Genomic DNA, 20,509 nt, shown 5'->3' with positions numbered 1-20,509 from the left:
AACACGACCGTTAAGCCCTCCAGCGCCGATGGTACTTGGACCGCAGGGTCCTGGGAGAGTAGGACGTTGCCAAGCAATAAGTAAAAAGGACCATGATCTTTTTGAGATCATGGTCCTTTTTTGTGTTAAATATCAGTAGAATTTTTAATTAGTTTAAGTTAGTTATAAGTTCGACTGAATCTGTGGATATTAGCTAGTAAATAGATAGACATTTTTTAAAGAAAATTAGTACCAGGTATTAGTATCTGGTGTTATAATATGAATAAGGATTATAAAGGAGAGTGATCAGATTGTTGAATTCAAAAGCAAAGTTAACGGCCCTTGGCACTTATGTACCTGAACGGATTTTGACGAACGCCGACTTGGAGAAGCTTGTGGAGACTAGTGACGAGTGGATTGTACAGCGAACGGGTATGCGGGAACGACGAATCGCGGCCGAAGATCAGTATGTATCTGATTTATGTATACAAGCTATTAAACGTATGGTTAACCTTTATAACGTAAATGTGGACGATGTTGACATGATCATTGTAGCGACGAGTACACCTGATTACTATTTTCCAAGTACGGCTTCCCGTATTCAGGCTTATTTTAATATTCCCAATACAGGGTCAATGGATGTTAGTGCTGCATGCGCAGGTTTTGCCTATGGACTTCATTTGGCAAATGGTCTGATTACGGGTGGTCTACATCGCAAGGTTCTAGTGATTGGAGCCGAAACATTATCAAAAATTACAGATTATACGGACCGGACGACATGTGTTCTTTTTGGAGATGGAGCAGGGGTTGCACTTGTTGAATATGACGAGGATGAAGGGTCGTTTTTGACTTCAGATATAGGAACCTTTGGGCAAGGAGGAGCACATCTTTATCGTGCAGGATTATCTAACTATTTGGATGGAGAGAAGCTGCAAGATAATGGTTTTATCGCTCAAAATGGACGTGAGGTTTATAAATGGGCTGTACGTTCTGTCCCAGCAGGAATCGAGCGATTAATGGATAAGGCAAATATGGGGAAAGAGGATCTTGACTGGTTTGTACCTCATAGTGCTAATCTGAGAATGATTGAGTCCATATGTGAAAAGAGTGCAGTACCTTTAGAAAAGACGCTGACGAGTGTAGAGTTTTATGGCAACACTTCGGCGGCGTCCATTCCGTTGGCTTTACAGTGTGGATTGGATGATGGGCGTTTAAGATATGGACAACATGTAGTGTTATATGGATTCGGGGGAGGCCTGACGTATGCGGGTCTGTTAATAAAATGGAGTGTGCCTGATTTGTAAGCTGCTAACTAATGCATGAGCAATAGTAATAGTGTGTAAAGATCGTGTTAATAAAGAGACGTTGGTTGGCATTAGATTTATCGTAAGATGGCAGGATGGTATAATTAACATTATGAGAGAAAGGAGCGTAACATGAAGGTATTGGTATTGGCAGAAAAACCATCCGTGGCCAGAGAGATTGCACGTGTGATGGGCAGCCGTGAGAAGCATAAAAGTTATATAGAAGGACCTAAGTATGTAGTGACATGGGCTTTGGGTCATTTGGTCGGATTAGCAGAGCCTGAGGATTACGATTCTAAGTATGCGAATTGGAACTTAGAGGACTTGCCCATTCTTCCGAAGAACTCCAAGTTAAAGGTATTGCGGGAGAGCAATCATCAGTTCAAAGCTGTACAGCAGCTGATGAAACGACAGGACATTGGAGAACTTATCGTGGCAACAGATGCTGCTCGTGAAGGAGAATTGTTGGCGCGTTGGATTATACAAATGGCAAACTGGAGGAAGCCTTTCCGGCGTTTATGGATTTCCTCGCAGACGGATAAGGCAATTAAGGCAGGTTTCGCGAAATTATTGCCTGGCCAGCAGTTTGATCGTTTATATGAATCGGCTCGCTGTAGGGCTGAAGCAGACTGGATGATTGGTCTCAATGTAACCCGCGCGTTAACGGTTCGTTATAACGCCCAGCTTTCGGCTGGAAGAGTACAGACACCGACACTGGGGATGATTATGGAACGTGAGAAAGAGATCACCCAGTTTCGTTCTCAAGAATATGATACGTTGACGGCGGATTTTGGTCATTTTCAGGCAACATGGCGTGCAGAAAATGGGGATTCACGTATGTTTGACCGTACTCAGGCAGAGACTTTGCGCCGCAGGCTTGAGGGGGCCAAAGGTACAGTTGTGAGTGTTAAAAAAAGTGAAAAAAGCGAGCCTCACCCGCTCGCATATGACCTAACTGAGCTGCAAAGAGATGCTAACCAGCGCTACGGCTTCTCGGCCAAGCAGACGTCTAATGTTCTTCAGCGTCTATATGAGCAGCATAAGCTGGTGACTTATCCACGTACAGACAGTCGTTATCTTACCTCCGATATGGTGGATTCCCTTAAGGAAAGGCTCAGTAGCGTAGCCGTGGGTCCGTATACTTCTTTAGCACGTCCGCTATTGCGTAACAAATTGCCAATCACAAAACGAGTTGTAGATGACAGTAAAGTCACAGATCACCATGCGATTATTCCTACTGAGCAGACGTTATTGCTTAATCAGTTAAGCCCAGAGGAGCGTAAGCTGTATGATCTCATTGCACGCCGTTTTATCAGTCTGTTCTACCCACCTGCACGTTATGATGCTGTAGCTGTATCGGTCATGGTGGGGCAGGAAACATTTCAGGTAAAAGGTACAACCATAAAAGATAGCGGTTGGCGTGCTGTGTATGACGAAAGTCATTATGAATTGGACGAGGAAGAGACAGATGATCGTGAAAGTAATGGACGGGTCGTTATTTTGCCTGAACTGAGAAAAGGAGACTCCGTCCAATTGCAGCGTTGTATTGTACGTGCTGGAAGAACGATGCCACCGAAGCGCTATACAGAAGCAGCCCTGCTGGCTCAGATGGAAAAGCATGGCCTGGGTACTCCAGCCACCCGTGCAGATCTGATCGAGAAACTCGTCAGCTCGGATACGATAGAGCGCCAGGGGAACGTGATGCATCCAACTGGCAAAGGCAAGCAACTGATCGAGCTGGCGGCTCCACAGCTGCGAACGCCCGAATTGACGGCACAATGGGAAGCGGAGTTAGAACGGATCGCCCGTGGTCAAGGACAACCTGAGCCATTTTTGAATTCTATCCGTGCTATGGCGAAAGAATTGGTTTCTACTGTGAAAAATAGCAGCGCGGAGTACAAGCCACATAACATAACGAATAGCCATTGTCCGGATTGTGGTACAAAGTTGTTGGAGAAAAAAGGTAAGAAAGGGAAGTTTCTTGTATGTCCAAGTGCGGATTGCGGTTACCGTCGTTCAGGCGAAAAACGTTTGTCCAATCGACGTTGTCCACAGTGTCATAAAAAAATGGAAATGAAAGAGGGCAAGGCAGGTTTGTATGTAAGATGCTTATCCTGTGGCATTACGGAGACGCTGGATAAGGACAAGCAACGGGTAAACAAGCGGGAACAGCAAAAGCTGGTAAAACAGTTTGAAAAGAAGGAATCTTTTGGCTCCAGCTTGGGTGATTTGCTAAAAGCAGCAATGGAGCAAAAGCAGGGCGAATAAAGATTCCCAGAGCGTGCTTCAAGCTACACAATTAGCAGGCGTATGTCGGTATAAAAAAGCTTACTCCTTGGCATGGTAATCCGAGGAGGTGAGTATTTATGCCCAAACATAAACCGCTTAAAATAAAAAATCAGCAAAATAAATCAAGTATACTGGAGGAAGAAATCGCTGCTCATCCAGAGAAGCAAGCTAAATATCCTCCAAGCTTGAATGGGATTCCCAAACAGCAGTCTTAATGCTACCTGTAAGGGAAAACGAATGGCTGTATAAGACCAAGACGTTTGGATACCAGATGTAATCGTTATGGGTGCCAGACATTGTCTTGCATAAAAGAAGCAGCAGTACGGTGGTTAACCGTAACTGCTGCTTCTTTTTTATAATAATGAAGTTATATTTATTTGGTTTGGAATAACTGCCCTTAGTATTCATTAAAGAAAGATTGAATTTGATTAACATCATGCGTCTGGGTCAAAGCGAGCATGAGTAAAATCCGTGCTTTTTGCGGATTGAGCGAATCGGTGGACACAAAGTTCGATGCTGCGTCTTTTGTCGATGGGGACACAACTCCACTTCCTACGCGGCTGGAGCGGGCAATAATAACTCCTTTTTTGCCTGCGGCCTCTGCGCCTTCTGAGGAGGTCTTGGATAAGGAACCATTACCGGAACCAGCGACCACTATGCCCTTGGCGCCAGCTGCTACGGCAGCATCATACAGGTAGCGACCGTTGTTTTGATACTCGTATAAAATATCTACTTGCGGCAGCTGGGTGAGATTAGAGACGTCGAATACAGAAGAAGTCGTATGCTTATGAGTGGATTTGTTGTAGTAGTATACTTGATCACCCACTACAGCTCCAAGGTAGCCCTGCTCCACAGACTTGAACGTATCGACTGCAGTTGTGTTCGTTTTTGTGATGTATCTTGCTGCACCGATGCGATCGTTCAGCAATACGAGTACACCTTGGCCTTTGGAGGCCGAAGCTCCGGCAACTTTTACAGCATTATAAAGGTTGAATGGACCATCGGCACTGATGGCAGTAGCTGGGCGCATAGAGCCAACAACAACTACAGGCTTATCGCTCTTAACGACAAGGTTAAGGAAGTATGCCGTTTCTTCCAATGTATCTGTACCATGGGTAATGACAATACCGTCTACATCGTCTCTGGCAAGCAGCTCGTTGGTGCGTTTGGCAAGTTTTAAGAGGATTTCATTATTAACATCGGGGCTACCCACGTTAACCACTTGCTCACCACTGACATTTGCAATACTTTTCATCTCAGGAACGGCATTGATTAAGGTTTCAACACCTAATGCGCCTGCTTTGTAGCCAGTTGTATCCGTGTTGACGGAGGATGACCCTGCAATGGTCCCTCCTGTGGCTAGTATTTTAATATTGGGTAAATGATTAGTTTGTGGATTTTCAGATTTGTCTGAAGTTGTAGTGTTAGAAGTAGATACCGTTGTGCTGGTTGTAGCTGCTGCCGCAGCGTTAGCAGTAAATCCACCACTCCATAAGGTACTTCCGAGAATAAAGCCGGCCAACAGGGGAATCATTGTCATTTTTTTCATGTTAGTCATATAAAGCTCCTCTCCAATCTTAAACCTTGAAATATTAATGATAGATTAACTGACAAATATTTTGTCGAATTACGTTAATATCACGCATTATAGGGTGTAAAATCGTTTTTAGTCAATATATATGTTAGAAAATATAACTTTAAAACTCGTTTTTATATATGTAATCGCTTTAAATACAGCTAAATGAAAAATGTTTATAAAAGAAAGCAACAAGCAGAAATCTCATAAGGAGTCTGCTTGTTGCTTTTGATAAAAGGTGAACAACTGAGTATACCTTTAATTTCATTTAATGAGAGTGACAAGGTGAAGTTGATGTTTTACGGTATTTACATGGTTCTACAGTTGAATACAGATCCCATGATCAGGGGTTTTTGCTATGCTGTTTTGTTGGCAAGCTAGCGCTGGGAGTTCCTTTTCCTTGTTTACGGTTACGTTCTGCCTTTTTTGCATTTTCTCGTAGCTTTTCAACGTATTCATGGGTGCTTTCCATCGTAGTTCCTCCTTTAAGACAAAATAAATGCACTCGGGAATTGCCCTCATACACCGTTACTATTTCCGCAAAAACGTTTTCCCAGTCAGAGAAGGCGTTGTTTCTATAAAAGGGGTGAGGTTATAATGAAGAAGAGAGCCCTATATAAGTCCTAATACCTGAAACTGGTACGGTGTGCAAAAGGAGGAGAGACATTGCAGACAGGCTTGTTGGTATGGCTACTGTTCATTAATGCAGTAGGCTATCTGGTAATGTCGGAAGATAAAAAGAGAGCACGTAAACACCGTGATCGTGTACCTGAACGGACGTTGTTTTTGCTGGCCCTGATCGGGGGCGCATTGGGTGTACTCATTGCGATGTACCGCAAACGCCATAAAACACGGCATATGACCTTCAGATTAGGTATTCCTGCGTTGCTATTCATTAACGCATTGCTCTATGGGTATTTTTTACGCTAAGGCTGGGAGTTTAGCTTCTCATAGGGAAGTTTAATGATGATTGAGAAGGCTATTCTCAGCCATTACATGATGTATGAAGTGAACAACCACAGGAATACATAATTTCAGGCTTTGATTTAACAAACTGAATTCGGAAGAGGTGCGTATTATGCTATTTTCAAAAGTATTGCTTGCTTATGACGGTTCGGATGCTTCCAACAAAGCTTTATTGAAGGCGGCTGAATTGGTGAAGGCATCACCCTCCTCGAAGCTTGAGGTAGTGACAGCATTCGATTTCCCGCGGATTTTTATGGGCGAAGGTTTGGCTCCAATTCCAGCTTCGGTGAATAAAGAGTATTATGATTTGGCTGAGCAAACTACGGATGAAGTTAAAAAGCGGCTTGCTGAGCAAGGTGTAGACGCCAAGGTAGAGCTGATTCAAGGCTCGCCGGCCGAAGTGATTTTGGATTATGCCAATGAGAATGGCTTCGATGTGATTGTGATTGGCAGTCGCGGATTGGGTGGTATTCGTGAATTTGTATTAGGTAGCGTAAGTCACAATGTGGTGCAGCATGCACGTATCCCCGTGTTGGTCGTAAAATAACGAAGTAAAAAAGCAAAAGTCGGATCACTGCCTGTACAGGAAGTGCCGGCTTTTTATTTTTGTTGGAAAGATGTATTGCTGGCCGTTACCAGTGTAGGTAGAGTGATAGCTAAATATAATACAATAGTCCTGAGGTATGCATATAAAGGGCTTGGTTTTTGTTAAACACGAACATTAAATTGTATCATTATGACAATGTTCGTTTTCAAGTTGACACAGGGTGTAGGGAATTGTTAAACTATGAAGTGTATTGTCGATAAAAAATGAACTTTAGGTACAATTTAATTAGGTACACATGTTGGAGCCGAAATCCATCACGATTATGCTGGGAAAGTATATCGTTGGGTATGGAGTAAGCACAATCCTGACTCGTATAATGCCGGGGATATGGCCCGGAAGTTTCTACCTGGAAACCTTAAATTTCCGGACTACGGGAGACATACGGCTGAAGCCGCATTGGATGCGGTGGAACAGGCTTGCTTTTGGCATGCCTTTAAGAGGCTCTGTCGTTTGTTTTTTCGTAGTCCGGTGTCTTGAAAATAACGTTATTTTCGAGTGCCGGATTTTTGGCGCTTATTGATAAACAGGGAGTGAAGGACATGTCAGTGCAGGTCGCTGTCATTATGGGCAGCACATCAGACTGGGACACCATGCAACATGCATGTGCTGTGCTGGACGAGCTTGAAATCGGATATGAGAAAAAAGTAGTATCAGCCCATCGTACACCGGATTTAATGTTTCGTTTTGCAGAAGAGGCCGCCGGGCGCGGACTAAAGGTCATTATTGCTGGTGCGGGTGGGGCTGCACATCTGCCAGGAATGGTGGCTGCGAAGACCTCCTTGCCAGTGATTGGTGTGCCTGTTCAGTCGAAGGCTCTGAATGGTCTGGACTCCCTGCTCTCCATTGTGCAGATGCCGGGTGGTATTCCAGTTGCCACTGTGGCAATCGGTAAGGCAGGCTCTACCAACGCAGGGTTGCTGGCTGCACAAATATTAGGTGCTTTTGACGAAAAGATAAGTCAGCGGGTTGTGGCAAGACGCGATCGTATCCGTGACGAGGTACTGGAAGGCAGTGACTCGCTATGAATGAAGCATGTGAATCCGCTGGCCGTATTCGCCCTCCTGGCACAGTGATTGGAATTTTGGGAGGCGGACAATTAGGCAGAATGCTTGTACTGGCAGGAACAAACCTAGGCTATCGCTTCGTGACACTGGACCCTGCACCGGATAGTCCGTGTGGACAGGTGTCAGAACAAATCCGTGCTGCCTATGATGATGAGCACGCGGCCAGAGAACTGGCTGAACGGTGTGACGTGATCACGTATGAGTTTGAAAATGTGGATGCGGGTGTAGCCGCACTTTTGGAACAGGAATCCAGTGTACCGCAGGGCAGCAGTCTTTTGTACACGACACAGCATCGTCTGCGGGAAAAACGTTCTATTGAAGCAGCTGGTGTTCCTGTTGCTCCATATCGTGAAATTAGCAGTCCTGCCGATATGGTTCAAGCGGTAGCCGAACTGGGTGTGCCGTGTGTGCTCAAAACAGCAGTCGGCGGTTATGATGGCAAGGGCCAAGTGGTCATTCGCCAATCGGAGGAAGCCACGAATGCCTACGAGCAACTGGCTGGAAGCGGTGCGGAACTGGTGTTGGAACAGTTCATCCGTTTTCGCTGCGAAATCTCGGTGATTGTAGCTCGCAGCACGAACGGTGAAGCCAAAGCCTTTCCACCTGCGGAAAACATCCACGTGAACAACATTTTGCACACGTCGATTGTACCCGCACGCGTACCTGAAGCTGTCCAGGAGGAAGCACGCAAATTGGCGCTGGCTGTGGCGGAGTCATTGGATGCGGTGGGACTGCTAGCTGTGGAGATGTTTGTCACCGAAGACGGACAATTATACGTTAATGAGTTGGCACCACGACCCCATAACTCCGGCCATTACACGATGGAGGGGTGCGCCACCTCGCAATTTGAGCAACATATACGTGCGATTTGTGGTTTGCCACTGGGCAACACGAAGCTGCTGACTCCGGTGGTGATGGTCAATGTACTAGGTGAGCATTTGGAGGACGTAATTCGAAGATTCGGACAATCAGATGCTGAAGCTGAAGGATTGAGTGTTGTACCAAAGCTGCATTTGTATGGAAAAAGTGAAGCCAAGCCAGGCCGAAAGATGGGACATATTAATCTGTTGTGCCAGGATACGGAACAAGCGCTGGAATGGATTGATCAAACCAATATTTGGGGGAATAAATAGTCATGATCGAACGCTATAGCAGACCGGAAATGAGAGCGATTTGGACGGAAGAAAATAAATTTAAAGCTTGGCTGGAAGTAGAACTGTGTGCCTGTGAAGCATGGGCTGAGTTAGGGGTTATCCCAAAAGAAGATACCGTGGCTCTGCGTAAAAATGCAAGCTTTGATATTGAACGGATCTATGAGATTGAGCAGGAGACAAGACATGATGTCATTGCTTTTACCCGCACGGTATCCGAAAGTCTTGGCGACGAGCGCAAATGGGTACATTATGGCCTAACCTCTACAGACGTGGTTGATACGGCTCTGGGCTATCTGTTAAAGCAGGCGAATGAAATTCTGGAACGAGATATTCTGAATTTTATTGAAATTTTGAAGGAAAAAGCATTGGCTTACAAGCACACACCGATGATGGGACGTACACATGGAGTGCATGCTGAGCCGACCACATTTGGACTGAAAATGGGCCTGTGGTACGAGGAAATGAAGCGCAATCTGGAACGTTTCCGCTATGCTGCTGACCAAGTACAATACGGTAAAATGTCCGGTGCGGTCGGAACATACGCCAACATCGACCCGGCTGTGGAAGAATTCGTATGCCGCAAGCTCGGCACCAAGCCTGCCCCGATTTCTACACAAACGCTCCAGCGCGACCGTCATGCTGAATACATGGCCACGTTGGCGTTGATCGCCACATCGTTGGACAAGTTTGCTACAGAAGTCCGTGCATTGCAAAAGAGTGAATTCCGTGAGGTGGAAGAAGCTTTTGCCAAAGGTCAAAAAGGATCTTCCGCAATGCCACATAAACGCAATCCGATCGGAAGTGAAAACATCTCCGGTCTGGCACGTGTGATTCGTGGGCATATGGTATCGGCGTATGAGAACGTAACGTTGTGGCATGAACGCGACATTTCGCATTCTTCTGTAGAACGTATCATTCTGCCGGATGCAACGATGCTGCTGAACTACATGCTGAACCGTTTTGGCAATATCGTGAAAAATCTGACGGTCTTCCCTGAAAATATGAAGCGCAATATGGCGCGTACGTATGGTGTACCATTCTCCGGCCGCATTATGACGAAGCTGATCGACAAGGGCTTTAGTCGTGAAAAAGCTTACGATACCGTGCAGCCGCGTGCGATGCAGGCATGGGAAGAGCAACGCCAGTTCCGCGAAATTGTCGAGGCGACTCCGGAAATTACTGCCGTGCTCAGTCCGGATGAAATCGAGGATGCGTTCAACCCGGCTTGGCATTTGAAGAACGTGGATACGATCTTTAAAAAGCTGGGATTAGGGGAGTAAGAGGGAAGGTTGGCGCTTGGGAGAGGATCAGGAGCGTGATGAGTCCGCTGCGCGAACGGATCGTTCTTCCGATTGCTGTTGCCCCTGGATTCCTGAATTGGAAAACCTACTAAGGTTGGAATCCAGGGGCAAAGGCAAACGCTAACGCTTCTCCAGAACGATTCCGTTCGCTCCGCTGCTTCCAGCACCAACCACGTATGGGAGCAGAACTAGGGAAGATGCGGTACATAAGATGCCGCACCTTCCCAAGAGCGATGGAAAAGCGTGTTCCACTGCTTTTCTATCGCAGACCACGTGCTCGTGAGGCCTGCCGAATTTGCGCAGCAAACAGCCCGCAGTCCTCACGAGCACGCACAGGCTCAAGAAGCGAAGCCTTGAGCCAGCCGTTCGCACCAACGTAAAAGCGTTGCTGGATGAGGGCTTGTGCGAACAAGCCTTCATCCAGCGAAACGCGCTCACTTCACCATAGCTACAAAATACACGCCCTCACCTTGCCCATTAGCCAACCCTTGCGGGAGTCCCGAGGGCAGCAGCCCTGGGGGTCCTCCCTGAGGGGAGGATTTAGGAGGGGCAAAGGTTCGATTTAGGAGGGGCCATACTCTTTTGAAAGAGGTGTAATGAAATGTCATTGTCTACCGCCGAAGGTCTGATTCATGCGCCGCTTTTGTACAAAGGCAAAGTGCGTGAGTTGTATGATCTCGGAGAACATTTTCTGATTGTCGTGACGGATCGGATTTCAGCTTTTGATTATGTGTTGGAGCCGCCTGTACCGGAAAAGGGGAATGTTCTGAACAAGCTCAGTACTTTCTGGTTCGAGCAGACGAAAGACCTGCTGGAAAACCATGTCGTGCATACCGATGTAAACAAGCTCGGACATGTCATCGACGAACAGAATAAAGAGCTGCTTAAGGATCGGATCATGGTCACGCTGAAGGCTGAACGCATCGACATCGAGTGTGTGGTGCGCGGATATATTACCGGAGGCGGCTGGCGTCAATATGAACAGACCGGTGAGGTAAACGGTATTCCATTGCCTAAGGGGCTACGTAAGAATGAACGCTTTCCCAAGCCTCTATTTACACCGGCTGCCAAAAACGATGTCGGTCACGACGAGGACATTTCCCTTCATCAAATGAAGGAACTGGTCGGGGCCCAGCTAACCGGTGAACTTGAGGAAAAAAGCTTGGCATTGTATGAATTTGCGCGTGCTTTCTGCGAAAAGCGAGGAATCATTTTAGCGGATTGCAAGTTTGAGTTTGGGCTTGTTGATGGCAAGGTGATTTTGATTGATGAAATTTTCACTCCGGATTCATCTCGTTTCTGGGCACAGGAGAAGTATGAGCTGGATGTTGAGATTGATAGCATGGACAAGGAGCCGGTGCGAAGCTATTTGGCCGCCTCCGGTTGGGACAAGAACAGCAAGCCCGATCCATTGCCTGCTGAGGTCGTAGAAGAAACAACTGCAAGATATACGGATATTTGGCGGCGTCTGACGGCACAGTAAATAGTAATCATAATTCAACCAATAGGATTCACTCATTCGGAGGAGGAACTGAAGGAACATGATGAAAGCAACAGTCTATGTCACGATAAAGCAAAGCGTTTTGGACCCGCAGGGGGTCGCGGTGCAAGGCGCACTGCATTCTATGGGTTTCGGAGAAGTGGACAGCGTCAGAATTGGTAAGTATATGGAACTGAATCTGGATACAACAGACCGCGAGAGTGCAGAGAAACGCATCATCGAGATGTGTGAAAAGCTGTTGGCCAACACGGTCATTGAAGACTACCGCTACGAACTGGAGGGCTGATTCCATGAAATTTGCAGTTCTGGTTTTTCCGGGCTCCAACTGTGATATTGACTGCTATAAGGCGATAGAGGACACGGTCGGTGAACCTGTCGATTATGTTTGGCATACGGCAACGGATCTGTCACCTTACGATTGTATTCTTGTTCCGGGAGGCTTCTCCTACGGGGATTATCTGCGGTGTGGTGCGATTTCCCGGTTTGCTCCAGTGATGAAGGAAGTAGCCAAAGCGGCTGCCGAGGGCAAATATATTTTGGGGATTTGCAACGGTTTTCAAATTTTGACCGAAGCCGGGCTATTGCCAGGAGCTTTGCGCCGTAATCTGTCGATGAAATTCCTTTGCCGTGATACGGTGTTGCAGGTTGCGAATAACCAAACGCCTTTTACAAGAGATTATGCTGCTGGTGAAGAGATCATTATTCCGATCGCACATGGTGAAGGCAACTATTACTGTGATGATGAGACGCTGGCTCGTTTGCAGGCGAACAATCAGATCGTATTTACGTATAAAGATAATCCCAATGGTTCCATGACGGATATTGCAGGGATTTGTAATGAACAAGGTAACGTGCTGGGCATGATGCCCCACCCGGAACGCGCGGTGGACGCATTGCTTGGAACGGATGACGGCAAACGTATGTTTACATCTATTTTGAATGCTTGGAGGGATCGTCATGGCGCAGCAAGTGTCCGCTAAGGAACCGACGGCAGAGCAGGTTGCCGAACATAAACTGTATCAGCAGATGGGTGTGTCGGACAGTGAATATGCGCTGATCTGCGAATTTATGGGGCGTCAGCCGAATTATACGGAGATTGGCGTGTTCAGTGTTATGTGGTCAGAGCATTGTGCTTACAAAAACTCCAAGCCGTTGCTGAGACGTTTCCCGACGAGCGGACCGCGAGTTCTGATGGGACCCGGTGAAGGAGCAGGGATTGTTGATATTGGAGACAACCAAGCAGTTGTATTTAAAATCGAAAGTCATAACCATCCATCCGCTGTAGAGCCTTTCCAAGGGGCAGCAACTGGGGTAGGCGGCATCATCCGTGATATTTTTTCCATGGGCGCAAGACCTGTTGCCGTTTTGAACTCGCTGCGTTTTGGCAAGCTGGAGAGCGACCGTGTGAAATATTTGTTCGAGCATGTGGTATCGGGTATTGCGGGCTACGGGAACTGTATCGGTATTCCGACCGTGGGTGGAGAGGTTGTATTTGACGAAAGCTACGAAGGCAATCCGCTCGTTAATGCAATGTGTGTTGGACTGATTGACCACGATAAAATCCAACGTGGTGTGGCAAAAGGGGTTGGTAACCCGGTGTTCTACGTAGGCCCACCAACAGGACGTGACGGGATTCATGGAGCAACTTTCGCATCCGTTGAGCTGACAGAGGAATCCGAAGCGAATCGGACTGCGGTTCAAGTAGGCGATCCATTCATGGAAAAGCTGGTTATGGAATCATGTCTGGAACTGATCGACAGCGGTATTGTACTGGGTATTCAGGATATGGGCGCAGCGGGACTTACCTGCTCCAGTGCTGAAATGGCAAGCAAGGCGGGCAACGGTCTTGAGCTGTACCTGGATCAGGTACCGCAGCGTGAAGAGGGCATGACACCTTATGAAATGATGCTGTCTGAATCACAGGAGCGTATGTTGTTCGTTGTTGAGCCTAAGGATGAAGCACAGGCGCTTGAAATTTTCGAGCGTTGGGGCGTCATTTGTGCCAAGGTCGGTAAAGTGACGGATGACGGTCGTTTGCGTTTGTTCCATCACGGTGAAGTGGTGGGTGATATGCCAGTGACGGCGCTGGTTGACGAGTGTCCGATCTATGACAAACCTTCCGAAGTTCCTGCTTATTATGAGCAAAATGCTGCGATTGACACACTTCGGTATGCAGAAGTAACGGACTTGAACGGCGCGCTGAAAAAGGTGCTATCTTCACCAAGTGTAGCTAGCAAGAAATGGGTATACGAGCAATATGATTACATGGTTCGTACCAGTACGGCCGTTCGTCCGGGTTCGGATGCAGCTGTAGTGACCGTACGTGGCACCCGCAAGGGACTTGCTATGACTACAGATTGTAACGGACGTTATGTATATCTGGACCCTGAGGTAGGTGGACGGATTGCAGTCAGCGAAGCAGCTCGTAACATTGTATGCTCCGGCGGAGAGCCTTTGGCGATTACGGACAATCTGAACTTTGGTAACCCTGAAAAACCGGATATTTTCTGGCAAATGGAAAAAGCCGTAGACGGTATGGCAGAAGCTTGCCGTGTACTGGATACACCTGTTATCGGGGGCAACGTTAGCTTGTACAACGAAAATGCCAAAGGTTCGATCTATCCGACGCCTGTAGTCGGAATGGTCGGTCTGGTACATGATACAGATCATATTACGACACAAGGCTTCAAAGCCGAAGGCGATGTCATTTTCCTAGTGGGAGAGACGAAGGCTGAGCTAGGAGGCAGTGAGTTCCAGGCTGTCGTGCACGGTGTATCCGAAGGACGTCCGCCTGAGCTCGATTTGAATGTAGAGAAAAAACTGCTGACAGCGGTGCTAGGAGCGATTCAGGCCGGATTGGTACAATCCGCACATGATCTCGCAGAGGGCGGATTAGCTGTAGCGCTTGCCGAATCCGGCATTAGCGGCGGATTGGGAGCGCAGGTTAACGTAGAAACGTCTTTGCGCCCTGACCATGCTTTATTCAGCGAAAGTCAATCCCGCATTTTGTTATCTGCATCACCGGATAAAGCGTCTGCTCTGGAAGCACATCTGCGTGGACTGGAAGTACCAGTTACCGTATTGGGAAAAGTTGAAGGATCACAATTGACAGTTGAGGTGAACGGACAACCCGCTTTGAACGAGGCAGTCGCCAGTTTGAAGCAAATCTGGGAGGATGTCATTCCATGTCTGATGAAATAACAGCACGGACGTTGTGGACTGGAGATTATTATAATGAAGGCTCAGGTAAAGAGGGGCTGTTTGATAAATTAAAAGAGGAATGCGGCGTATTCGGGGTGTACAGACACTCCGATGCCGCTTCCCTAGCCTATTACGGCTTGCACGCGCTTCAGCATCGTGGTGAAGAAAGTGCAGGGATCTGTGTGAGCAGTGGCGACGAATTCCATTATCATCGTGGAATGGGACTTGTCAAAGAAGTATTTAATAAAGACTTAATGGCTTCGTTGACAGGCGATATTGCCATAGGACATGTGCGCTATTCGACAAGTGGAGACAGTAAGCTGACGAATGCACAGCCTTTGGTGTTCAAGTATCGTGATGGTGATTTGGCGGTAGCGACGAACGGAAATATCGTAAATGCTTTGCAAATTCGGCATGAACTGGAGCAGGGTGGGTCTATTTTTCAAACAACCAGCGATACCGAAGTAGTAGCACATTTGATCGCTCGGTCGTCCAAGGATTTAGTGGAGGCTGCCAAGGATGCATTAAAGCGTATTGTCGGTGGGTTTGCTTTCCTTATTATGACCAATGACAAGCTACTTGTGGCTTCTGATCCCAACGGCTTGCGTCCATTGACGATGGGCAGATTGGGCGATGCTTATTTGTTTGCATCCGAGTCTTGTGCCTTGGAAACCATTGGTGCAGAACTGTTGCGCGATATCGAGCCAGGTGAACTGCTAGTTCTGGATAAAAACGGACTGCACGAAGACCGTTATACGGAAGATAAGCAGCGTAAAGCGCTGTGTGCGATGGAGTATATTTATTTTGCTCGTCCTGACAGTGACTTGAATGGTTCTAATCTTCATGCAGCACGCAAACGAATGGGCAGCCAGATGGCGCTAGAGGCTTTTGTCGATGCAGATTTGGTTACCGGTGTACCGGATTCCAGCATATCGGCTGCAATTGGTTATGCAGAACAAACAGGTATTCCCTATGAGCTGGGCATGATTAAAAATAAATACACTGGACGTACCTTTATTCAACCGAGTCAGGAGCTGCGCGAGCAGGGTGTGAAAATGAAGCTGAGCGCCGTACGCCGTGTTGTTGAAGGTAAACGGGTCATTATGATCGACGACTCTATCGTTCGGGGCACCACATCTCGTCGAATCGTAAATATGCTGCGGGATGCGGGCGCTTTGGAAGTACATGTACGAATTACCTCACCGCCTTTCAAAAACCCGTGCTTCTACGGTATCGACACACCGGACCGTCGGGAACTGATCGCTTCGTCCAAAACCGTGGAGGAAATTCGGCAAGAGATTAACGCCGATTCGCTCTATTTTATGAGCGCAGAGGGATTGATTGCCGCGGTAGGCGGACATAACGAACAGGATTACAAGGGCGGTTTGTGCCTGGCTTGTTTCGATAATGATTATCCGACACAGGTAGATTTTAAAGGCGAAGAAAAGTTCGGGTGTAGTTGTTAATATAGGAACAAAAGAGGTACAGAGGTGCATGGAGGCATGGGATGGCGGTTCTGAGGAGACCACTCCGCGTGTGTAAGGTTCTTACGATCGCTGTTGCCGCTGGATTCTTGGAGTGGAATAACCCCTTACAGGGTTAGAATCCAGCAGCAAAGGGGAACGTTTTCGCTTCTCCAGAATCCTTCCACTCGCTGCGTTCCTCAGGTGTTCAGCATTTTGCAGCAGTGCCTGTACCTCTTCTGTTCCCACGGGGAAGAGAAGAGGTAAGGCTGTTAAAAACTCATGGCATAACTATTTCATGCCATGAGTTTTTAACAGGCGGCTTGTAAAGCCGCCTGTGAGCCAGCGAAGCGAGGCTCAGGCAGCAGGCAGGGCGGAAGCTGCCTGCCTCAAGGGCCAAAGAAGTAAGCCGCCCGTTGGCGCTGCTCACTTCTTTGGCCCGGCACGTCCCCGCCTTTGCGAAGCAAACAGTCCGGGACGTGCCCCCGCCGCCGTCACTACCAAAGGCGGCCACGCATCAAAGCGTGTCCTTGTGAATTGCGGAAGACCCGCAATTCACAATGGAAAACACGCGACGCTCATTACGAACCACCACCAAGCAGCACCCAATCCTACGCATCTGACCGACTCTTGAGGGGTCCAGGGGGAGCATCCCCATGGAATCCTCCCTGCTAGGGAGGACTTAGGAGGGTCAATCATTTGAAGGAGTGTTCATGAATGTCCGAAGCATACAAAAACGCAGGGGTAGATATCGCTGCTGGTAATGAAGCAGTAGAACGGATGAAAAAGCACGTAAAACGTACCTTCCGTCCGGAAGTGCTCACGGACTTGGGCGGATTCGGTGCGTTGTTCGGCCTGAATAAAGATAAGTACGAGGAGCCTGTACTCGTTTCCGGTACTGACGGTGTCGGCACGAAGCTGAAGCTTGCTTTTGCAATGGATCGTCATGACACCATTGGCATTGATGCAGTTGCGATGTGCGTAAACGATATTGTCGTCGGAGGCGCAGAACCTCTCTTTTTTCTAGATTACCTTGCTTGTGACAAGGTTGTGCCCGAGAAGATTGAAGCTATAGTCGCTGGAATCGCAGAGGGCTGCCATCAGTCAGGGTGTGCGTTGGTCGGCGGCGAAACCGCAGAAATGCCGGGGATGTACAGTGAGGGCGAATATGATATTGCTGGCTTCACCGTAGGGATTGTAGATAAGAGCAAAATCATTAACGGTAGTTCTATTGCTCCTGGAGATACCGTAATCGGGCTGGCTTCCAGTGGTGTTCACAGTAATGGCTTTTCACTGGTTCGCAAGCTGTTATTGGAACAGCAAGGCTATGATTTGCATGATGAAATTGAAGGCTTGAACGGCAAGCTGGGTGATGTACTGCTGGAGCCTACGAAAATTTATGTGAAATCTGTGCTGGCGTTGCTGGACAAGGTAAAAGTAAAAGGCATGGCGCATATCACGGGTGGCGGTTTTATTGAAAATATCCCTAGAGTGTTACCGGATCACGTCAATGTGGATATACAATACGGCACTTGGCCGATTCTACCGATCTTCCAGCTCATGCAGGAAAAGGGCGAAATCTCTAACAAAGACATGTTCACTACCTTCAATATGGGGATTGGAATGGTGATCGTTGTTGAGGCAGAGCACGCACAGACCGCATTGGAAGTTCTAAAGGAACAGGGTGAAGCTGCGTATGTGATCGGAAAAGTAACGGAAGGCAGCTCGATCGTGACCTTTACGGGAGCCGAGGTATAATGGGCAATTACCGGATTGCTGTTTTTGCATCAGGCGAAGGGACGAACTTTCAGGCATTGGTGGATGCGGCCGCACGGGGTGAACTGGGCGGCGCCTCGGTAGAACTACTTATCTGTGACAAGCCTGCGGCTCCGGCTGTAGCTAGAGCACAGAAAGCTGGAATTGCCTGTCATACTTTTCGCCCTAAGGAATATCCTGCCCGAGAAGACTATGAGCGTGAATTGGTGGCTTTGCTGGAGCAGAAATCGATTGACCTCATCGTGTTAGCAGGCTATATGCGTTTGCTATCCAGTGTCATGGTTGATGCCTACGCTGGGAAAATCATCAATATTCATCCGTCGCTGCTTCCGGCATTTCCAGGAAAGGATGCTGTTGGGCAGGCATTGGCCTATGGAGTCAAGGTAAGCGGGGTCACCGTCCATTTTGTGGACGGCGGGATGGACACTGGTGCGATTATTGCCCAATGTGTCGTAGAAGTTCACGATCATGATACAGCGGAATCCTTATCCGCAGCCATTCAATCCGTGGAACGTCAGCTATATCCAGAGGTAGTTGGTAGACTGGCTCAAGGCAAAATCCAATTGAATGGCCGCAAGGTGAGCTCACTTCTTTAAAGATAACTGTAATTTGTCATATCATTGTCATAACAAGGATACTGTACAGGCATTTTCCGATATTTCTCGGGAAATAAATTGATAGAAGAGAAATTTGCAAAATTCTGAAAGAGCTAAAGGAGGAGACAGGGTGAGTATTAAAAGAGCGCTCGTCAGCGTATCAGATAAACGGGGAATCGTGGAGTTTTGTCGCGAGTTGTCCAAATTGGGTGTGGAGATCGTTTCGACAGGGGGAACGAGCAGCTTGCTGTCGAAGGAGGGCATTCCTGTCATCGGTATTTCAGAGGTAACGGGATTTCCAGAAATTATGGATGGACGTGTTAAAACACTCCACCCTGCGGTACACAGCGGTTTGCTGGCTGTTCGGGATAATGAAGAGCATCAGCGCCAGATGAAGGAGCTTGGATTGGATTATATCGATCTGGTCGTTGTGAACCTGTATCCTTTTGCGGAAACGATCGCCAAACCCGGTGTAACTTATGAAGACGCGATTGAAAATATTGACATCGGCGGACCAACAATGCTTCGTTCTGCGGCAAAAAACCATGCTTTTGTCAGTGTAGTGGTCGATGCGGATGACTATAGCACTGTACTGGAGGAAATACGTAAGGATGGTGACACGGAGCTAAATACTCGTAAGCGTTTGGCTGCAAAAGTATTCCGTCATACGGCGTCATACGACGCTTTGATTTCCGATTACTTGTCGAATGTGACAGGTGATCCTCTGCCTGAGCGTTACACTGTAACCTATGAAAAAATTCAGGATTTGCGTTATGGCGAAAATCCCCATCAACAGGCGGCATTTTATCGTGAGCCTTTGGCGGCCAAGGGTACACTAACAACAGCGAAGCAACTTCACGGTAAAGAGTTGTCTTACAATAATATCAATGATGCGAATGCAGCTCTGCAAATCGTCAAAGAATTCAGCGAGCCGACAGTAGTTGCAGTTAAGCATATGAATCCTTGCGGTGTGGGAATTGGCGGCAGTATTTATGAAGCGTACAGCAAAGCTTACGCAGCTGATCCAACCTCGATTTTTGGCGGCATTGTCGCGGCTAACCGGATTATTGACGGCGATACAGCAAATAAGCTGAGTGAAATCTTTTTGGAAATTGTATTGGCACCGGGCTTCACGAAAGAAGCATTGGAGATTTTAACGAAAAAGAAAAATATCCGTTTGCTTGATCTGGGTGAGCTTTCCCCATCTGAGGCGAAGAGCCGTTTCGTCGTGACTTCCATTGAAGGCGGCATGGTTGTTCAGCAAAATGACGTTCATGCTGTGGACCCGGATGCACTTACGGTTGTAACAGAGCGTACGCCATCCGAGGAGGAACTGAAACAACTTTTGTTTAGCTGGAAAGTGGTTAAACATGTGAAATCCAACGCTATCGTACTGGCGGCAGATAATATGACTATTGGCGTAGGCGCAGGACAAATGAACCGTGTCGGAGCAGCCAAGATTGCGATCGAGCAGGCCGGTGACAAAGCAAAAGGTGCCGTATTGGCATCGGATGCATTTTTCCCGATGGGCGATACGCTGGAGTTGGCAGCTAAAGCAGGCATTACAGCAGTCATTCAGCCGGGCGGTTCCATTAAAGATGAGGAATCTATCAAGGTTGCTAACGAATATGGCATTGCTATGGTCTTTACAGGCGTACGTCATTTCAAGCACTAAGTTGTGTGAGTTGTGGATGCAGCACACCTGAACGATCATAATGGGGCGGGAGGAATC

At 47.6% G+C, this 20,509-nt stretch carries 19 protein-coding genes, 1 rRNA gene and 1 riboswitch; of the genes, 17 read left to right on the top strand and 3 right to left on the bottom strand.

Going from position 1 to position 20,509, the window contains the following annotated elements:
- From rrf to HFE01_RS23570, 4 genes are all read left to right on the top strand, one after another.
- Positions 1-75: ribosomal RNA gene (gene rrf, locus HFE01_RS27785) — 5S ribosomal RNA — on the top strand; the annotation flags it as partial.
- Between the two features lie 215 nt (positions 76-290).
- Positions 291-1,283, top strand: coding sequence for a ketoacyl-ACP synthase III (locus HFE01_RS23580; protein WP_107735063.1), 993 nt, complete (start codon positions 291-293; stop codon positions 1,281-1,283).
- Positions 1,284-1,415: 132 nt separating this feature from the next.
- Positions 1,416-3,551: a DNA topoisomerase III gene (locus tag HFE01_RS23575; protein ID WP_107735064.1), complete on the top strand. Its 2,136-nt coding sequence runs from the start codon at positions 1,416-1,418 to the stop codon at positions 3,549-3,551.
- Positions 3,552-3,649: 98 nt separating this feature from the next.
- Complete coding sequence (locus tag HFE01_RS23570; protein ID WP_167438489.1) at positions 3,650-3,787, top strand: hypothetical protein; 138 nt, start codon at positions 3,650-3,652, stop codon at positions 3,785-3,787.
- Between the two features lie 182 nt (positions 3,788-3,969).
- Here the strand turns inward: HFE01_RS23570 and HFE01_RS23565 are convergent, their stop codons facing one another.
- Both HFE01_RS23565 and HFE01_RS23560 read right to left on the bottom strand, forming a co-directional pair.
- Complete coding sequence (locus HFE01_RS23565) at positions 3,970-5,130, bottom strand: type II asparaginase (protein ID WP_019686167.1); 1,161 nt, start codon at positions 5,128-5,130, stop codon at positions 3,970-3,972.
- Positions 5,131-5,491: 361 nt separating this feature from the next.
- The gene (locus HFE01_RS23560) at positions 5,492-5,620 is read right to left on the bottom strand and encodes a DUF4023 family protein (protein ID WP_013369463.1); all 129 of its coding nucleotides are present in this window, start codon (positions 5,618-5,620) and stop codon (positions 5,492-5,494) included.
- A gap of 194 nt (positions 5,621-5,814) precedes the next feature.
- Between HFE01_RS23560 and HFE01_RS23555 the strand changes: the two genes are divergently transcribed.
- The 5 genes from HFE01_RS23555 (at position 5,815) to purB (ending at position 10,219) form a co-directional block, all read left to right on the top strand.
- Positions 5,815-6,078 (top strand): DUF1294 domain-containing protein, encoded by a 264-nt coding sequence (locus HFE01_RS23555; protein ID WP_013369464.1) that lies wholly within the window; start codon positions 5,815-5,817, stop codon positions 6,076-6,078.
- A gap of 148 nt (positions 6,079-6,226) precedes the next feature.
- Positions 6,227-6,661 (top strand): universal stress protein, encoded by a 435-nt coding sequence (locus HFE01_RS23550; protein ID WP_013369465.1) that lies wholly within the window; start codon positions 6,227-6,229, stop codon positions 6,659-6,661.
- A gap of 349 nt (positions 6,662-7,010) precedes the next feature.
- Positions 7,011-7,112, top strand: a riboswitch (purine riboswitch).
- Between the two features lie 148 nt (positions 7,113-7,260).
- Positions 7,261-7,746 carry a 5-(carboxyamino)imidazole ribonucleotide mutase gene (purE, locus tag HFE01_RS23545; protein WP_013369467.1) on the top strand — a complete coding sequence of 162 codons (486 nt, stop codon included), beginning with the start codon at positions 7,261-7,263 and terminating at the stop codon, positions 7,744-7,746.
- Positions 7,743-8,918 carry a 5-(carboxyamino)imidazole ribonucleotide synthase gene (gene purK / locus HFE01_RS23540; RefSeq protein WP_017426166.1) on the top strand — a complete coding sequence of 392 codons (1,176 nt, stop codon included), beginning with the start codon at positions 7,743-7,745 and terminating at the stop codon, positions 8,916-8,918. The genes purE and purK overlap by 4 nt, the downstream gene beginning before the upstream one ends.
- 2 nt (positions 8,919-8,920) lie before the next feature.
- Entirely contained in the window at positions 8,921-10,219 is a 1,299-nt protein-coding gene (gene purB / locus HFE01_RS23535; RefSeq protein WP_031462891.1) for an adenylosuccinate lyase, read from the top strand.
- Between the two features lie 280 nt (positions 10,220-10,499).
- Here purB and HFE01_RS23530 read toward each other — a convergent pair whose 3' ends face one another.
- Positions 10,500-10,652: a hypothetical protein gene (locus tag HFE01_RS23530; protein WP_167438490.1), complete on the bottom strand. Its 153-nt coding sequence runs from the start codon at positions 10,650-10,652 to the stop codon at positions 10,500-10,502.
- A gap of 189 nt (positions 10,653-10,841) precedes the next feature.
- On the opposite strand from HFE01_RS23530, the gene HFE01_RS23525 reads away from it, so the two are divergent.
- The 8 genes from HFE01_RS23525 to purH all read left to right on the top strand — a co-directional run bounded on the left by HFE01_RS23525 (position 10,842) and on the right by purH (position 20,452).
- A complete protein-coding gene (locus tag HFE01_RS23525; protein WP_016819767.1) occupies positions 10,842-11,723 on the top strand; it encodes a phosphoribosylaminoimidazolesuccinocarboxamide synthase in 882 nt (293 codons plus the stop codon).
- Positions 11,724-11,781: 58 nt separating this feature from the next.
- Entirely contained in the window at positions 11,782-12,027 is a 246-nt protein-coding gene (gene purS, locus HFE01_RS23520; protein ID WP_013308797.1) for a phosphoribosylformylglycinamidine synthase subunit PurS, read from the top strand.
- Between the two features lie 4 nt (positions 12,028-12,031).
- The gene (gene purQ / locus HFE01_RS23515) at positions 12,032-12,721 is read left to right on the top strand and encodes a phosphoribosylformylglycinamidine synthase subunit PurQ (RefSeq protein ID WP_016819768.1); all 690 of its coding nucleotides are present in this window, start codon (positions 12,032-12,034) and stop codon (positions 12,719-12,721) included.
- Entirely contained in the window at positions 12,699-14,942 is a 2,244-nt protein-coding gene (gene purL / locus HFE01_RS23510; protein WP_107735066.1) for a phosphoribosylformylglycinamidine synthase subunit PurL, read from the top strand. Before purQ ends, purL begins: the two co-directional genes overlap by 23 nt.
- Entirely contained in the window at positions 14,927-16,408 is a 1,482-nt protein-coding gene (purF, locus tag HFE01_RS23505; RefSeq protein ID WP_017426172.1) for an amidophosphoribosyltransferase, read from the top strand. The genes purL and purF overlap by 16 nt, the downstream gene beginning before the upstream one ends.
- A 714-nt stretch (positions 16,409-17,122) precedes the next feature.
- On the top strand, positions 17,123-18,163 hold the full coding sequence (gene purM / locus HFE01_RS23495) for a phosphoribosylformylglycinamidine cyclo-ligase (protein ID WP_019686171.1): 1,041 nt from the start codon (positions 17,123-17,125) through the stop codon (positions 18,161-18,163).
- Complete coding sequence (gene purN, locus HFE01_RS23490; protein WP_107735067.1) at positions 18,163-18,777, top strand: phosphoribosylglycinamide formyltransferase; 615 nt, start codon at positions 18,163-18,165, stop codon at positions 18,775-18,777. Before purM ends, purN begins: the two co-directional genes overlap by 1 nt.
- 130 nt (positions 18,778-18,907) lie before the next feature.
- Positions 18,908-20,452 carry a bifunctional phosphoribosylaminoimidazolecarboxamide formyltransferase/IMP cyclohydrolase gene (purH, locus tag HFE01_RS23485; RefSeq protein WP_016819773.1) on the top strand — a complete coding sequence of 515 codons (1,545 nt, stop codon included), beginning with the start codon at positions 18,908-18,910 and terminating at the stop codon, positions 20,450-20,452.
- Positions 20,453-20,509 lie beyond the last annotated feature (57 nt).

The sequence above is a fragment of the Paenibacillus sp. EKM10P genome (genome assembly GCF_011800655.1).
Lineage (GTDB): Bacteria > Bacillota > Bacilli > Paenibacillales > Paenibacillaceae > Paenibacillus > Paenibacillus polymyxa.
This window is presented reverse-complemented; position numbering and strand designations above follow the sequence as displayed.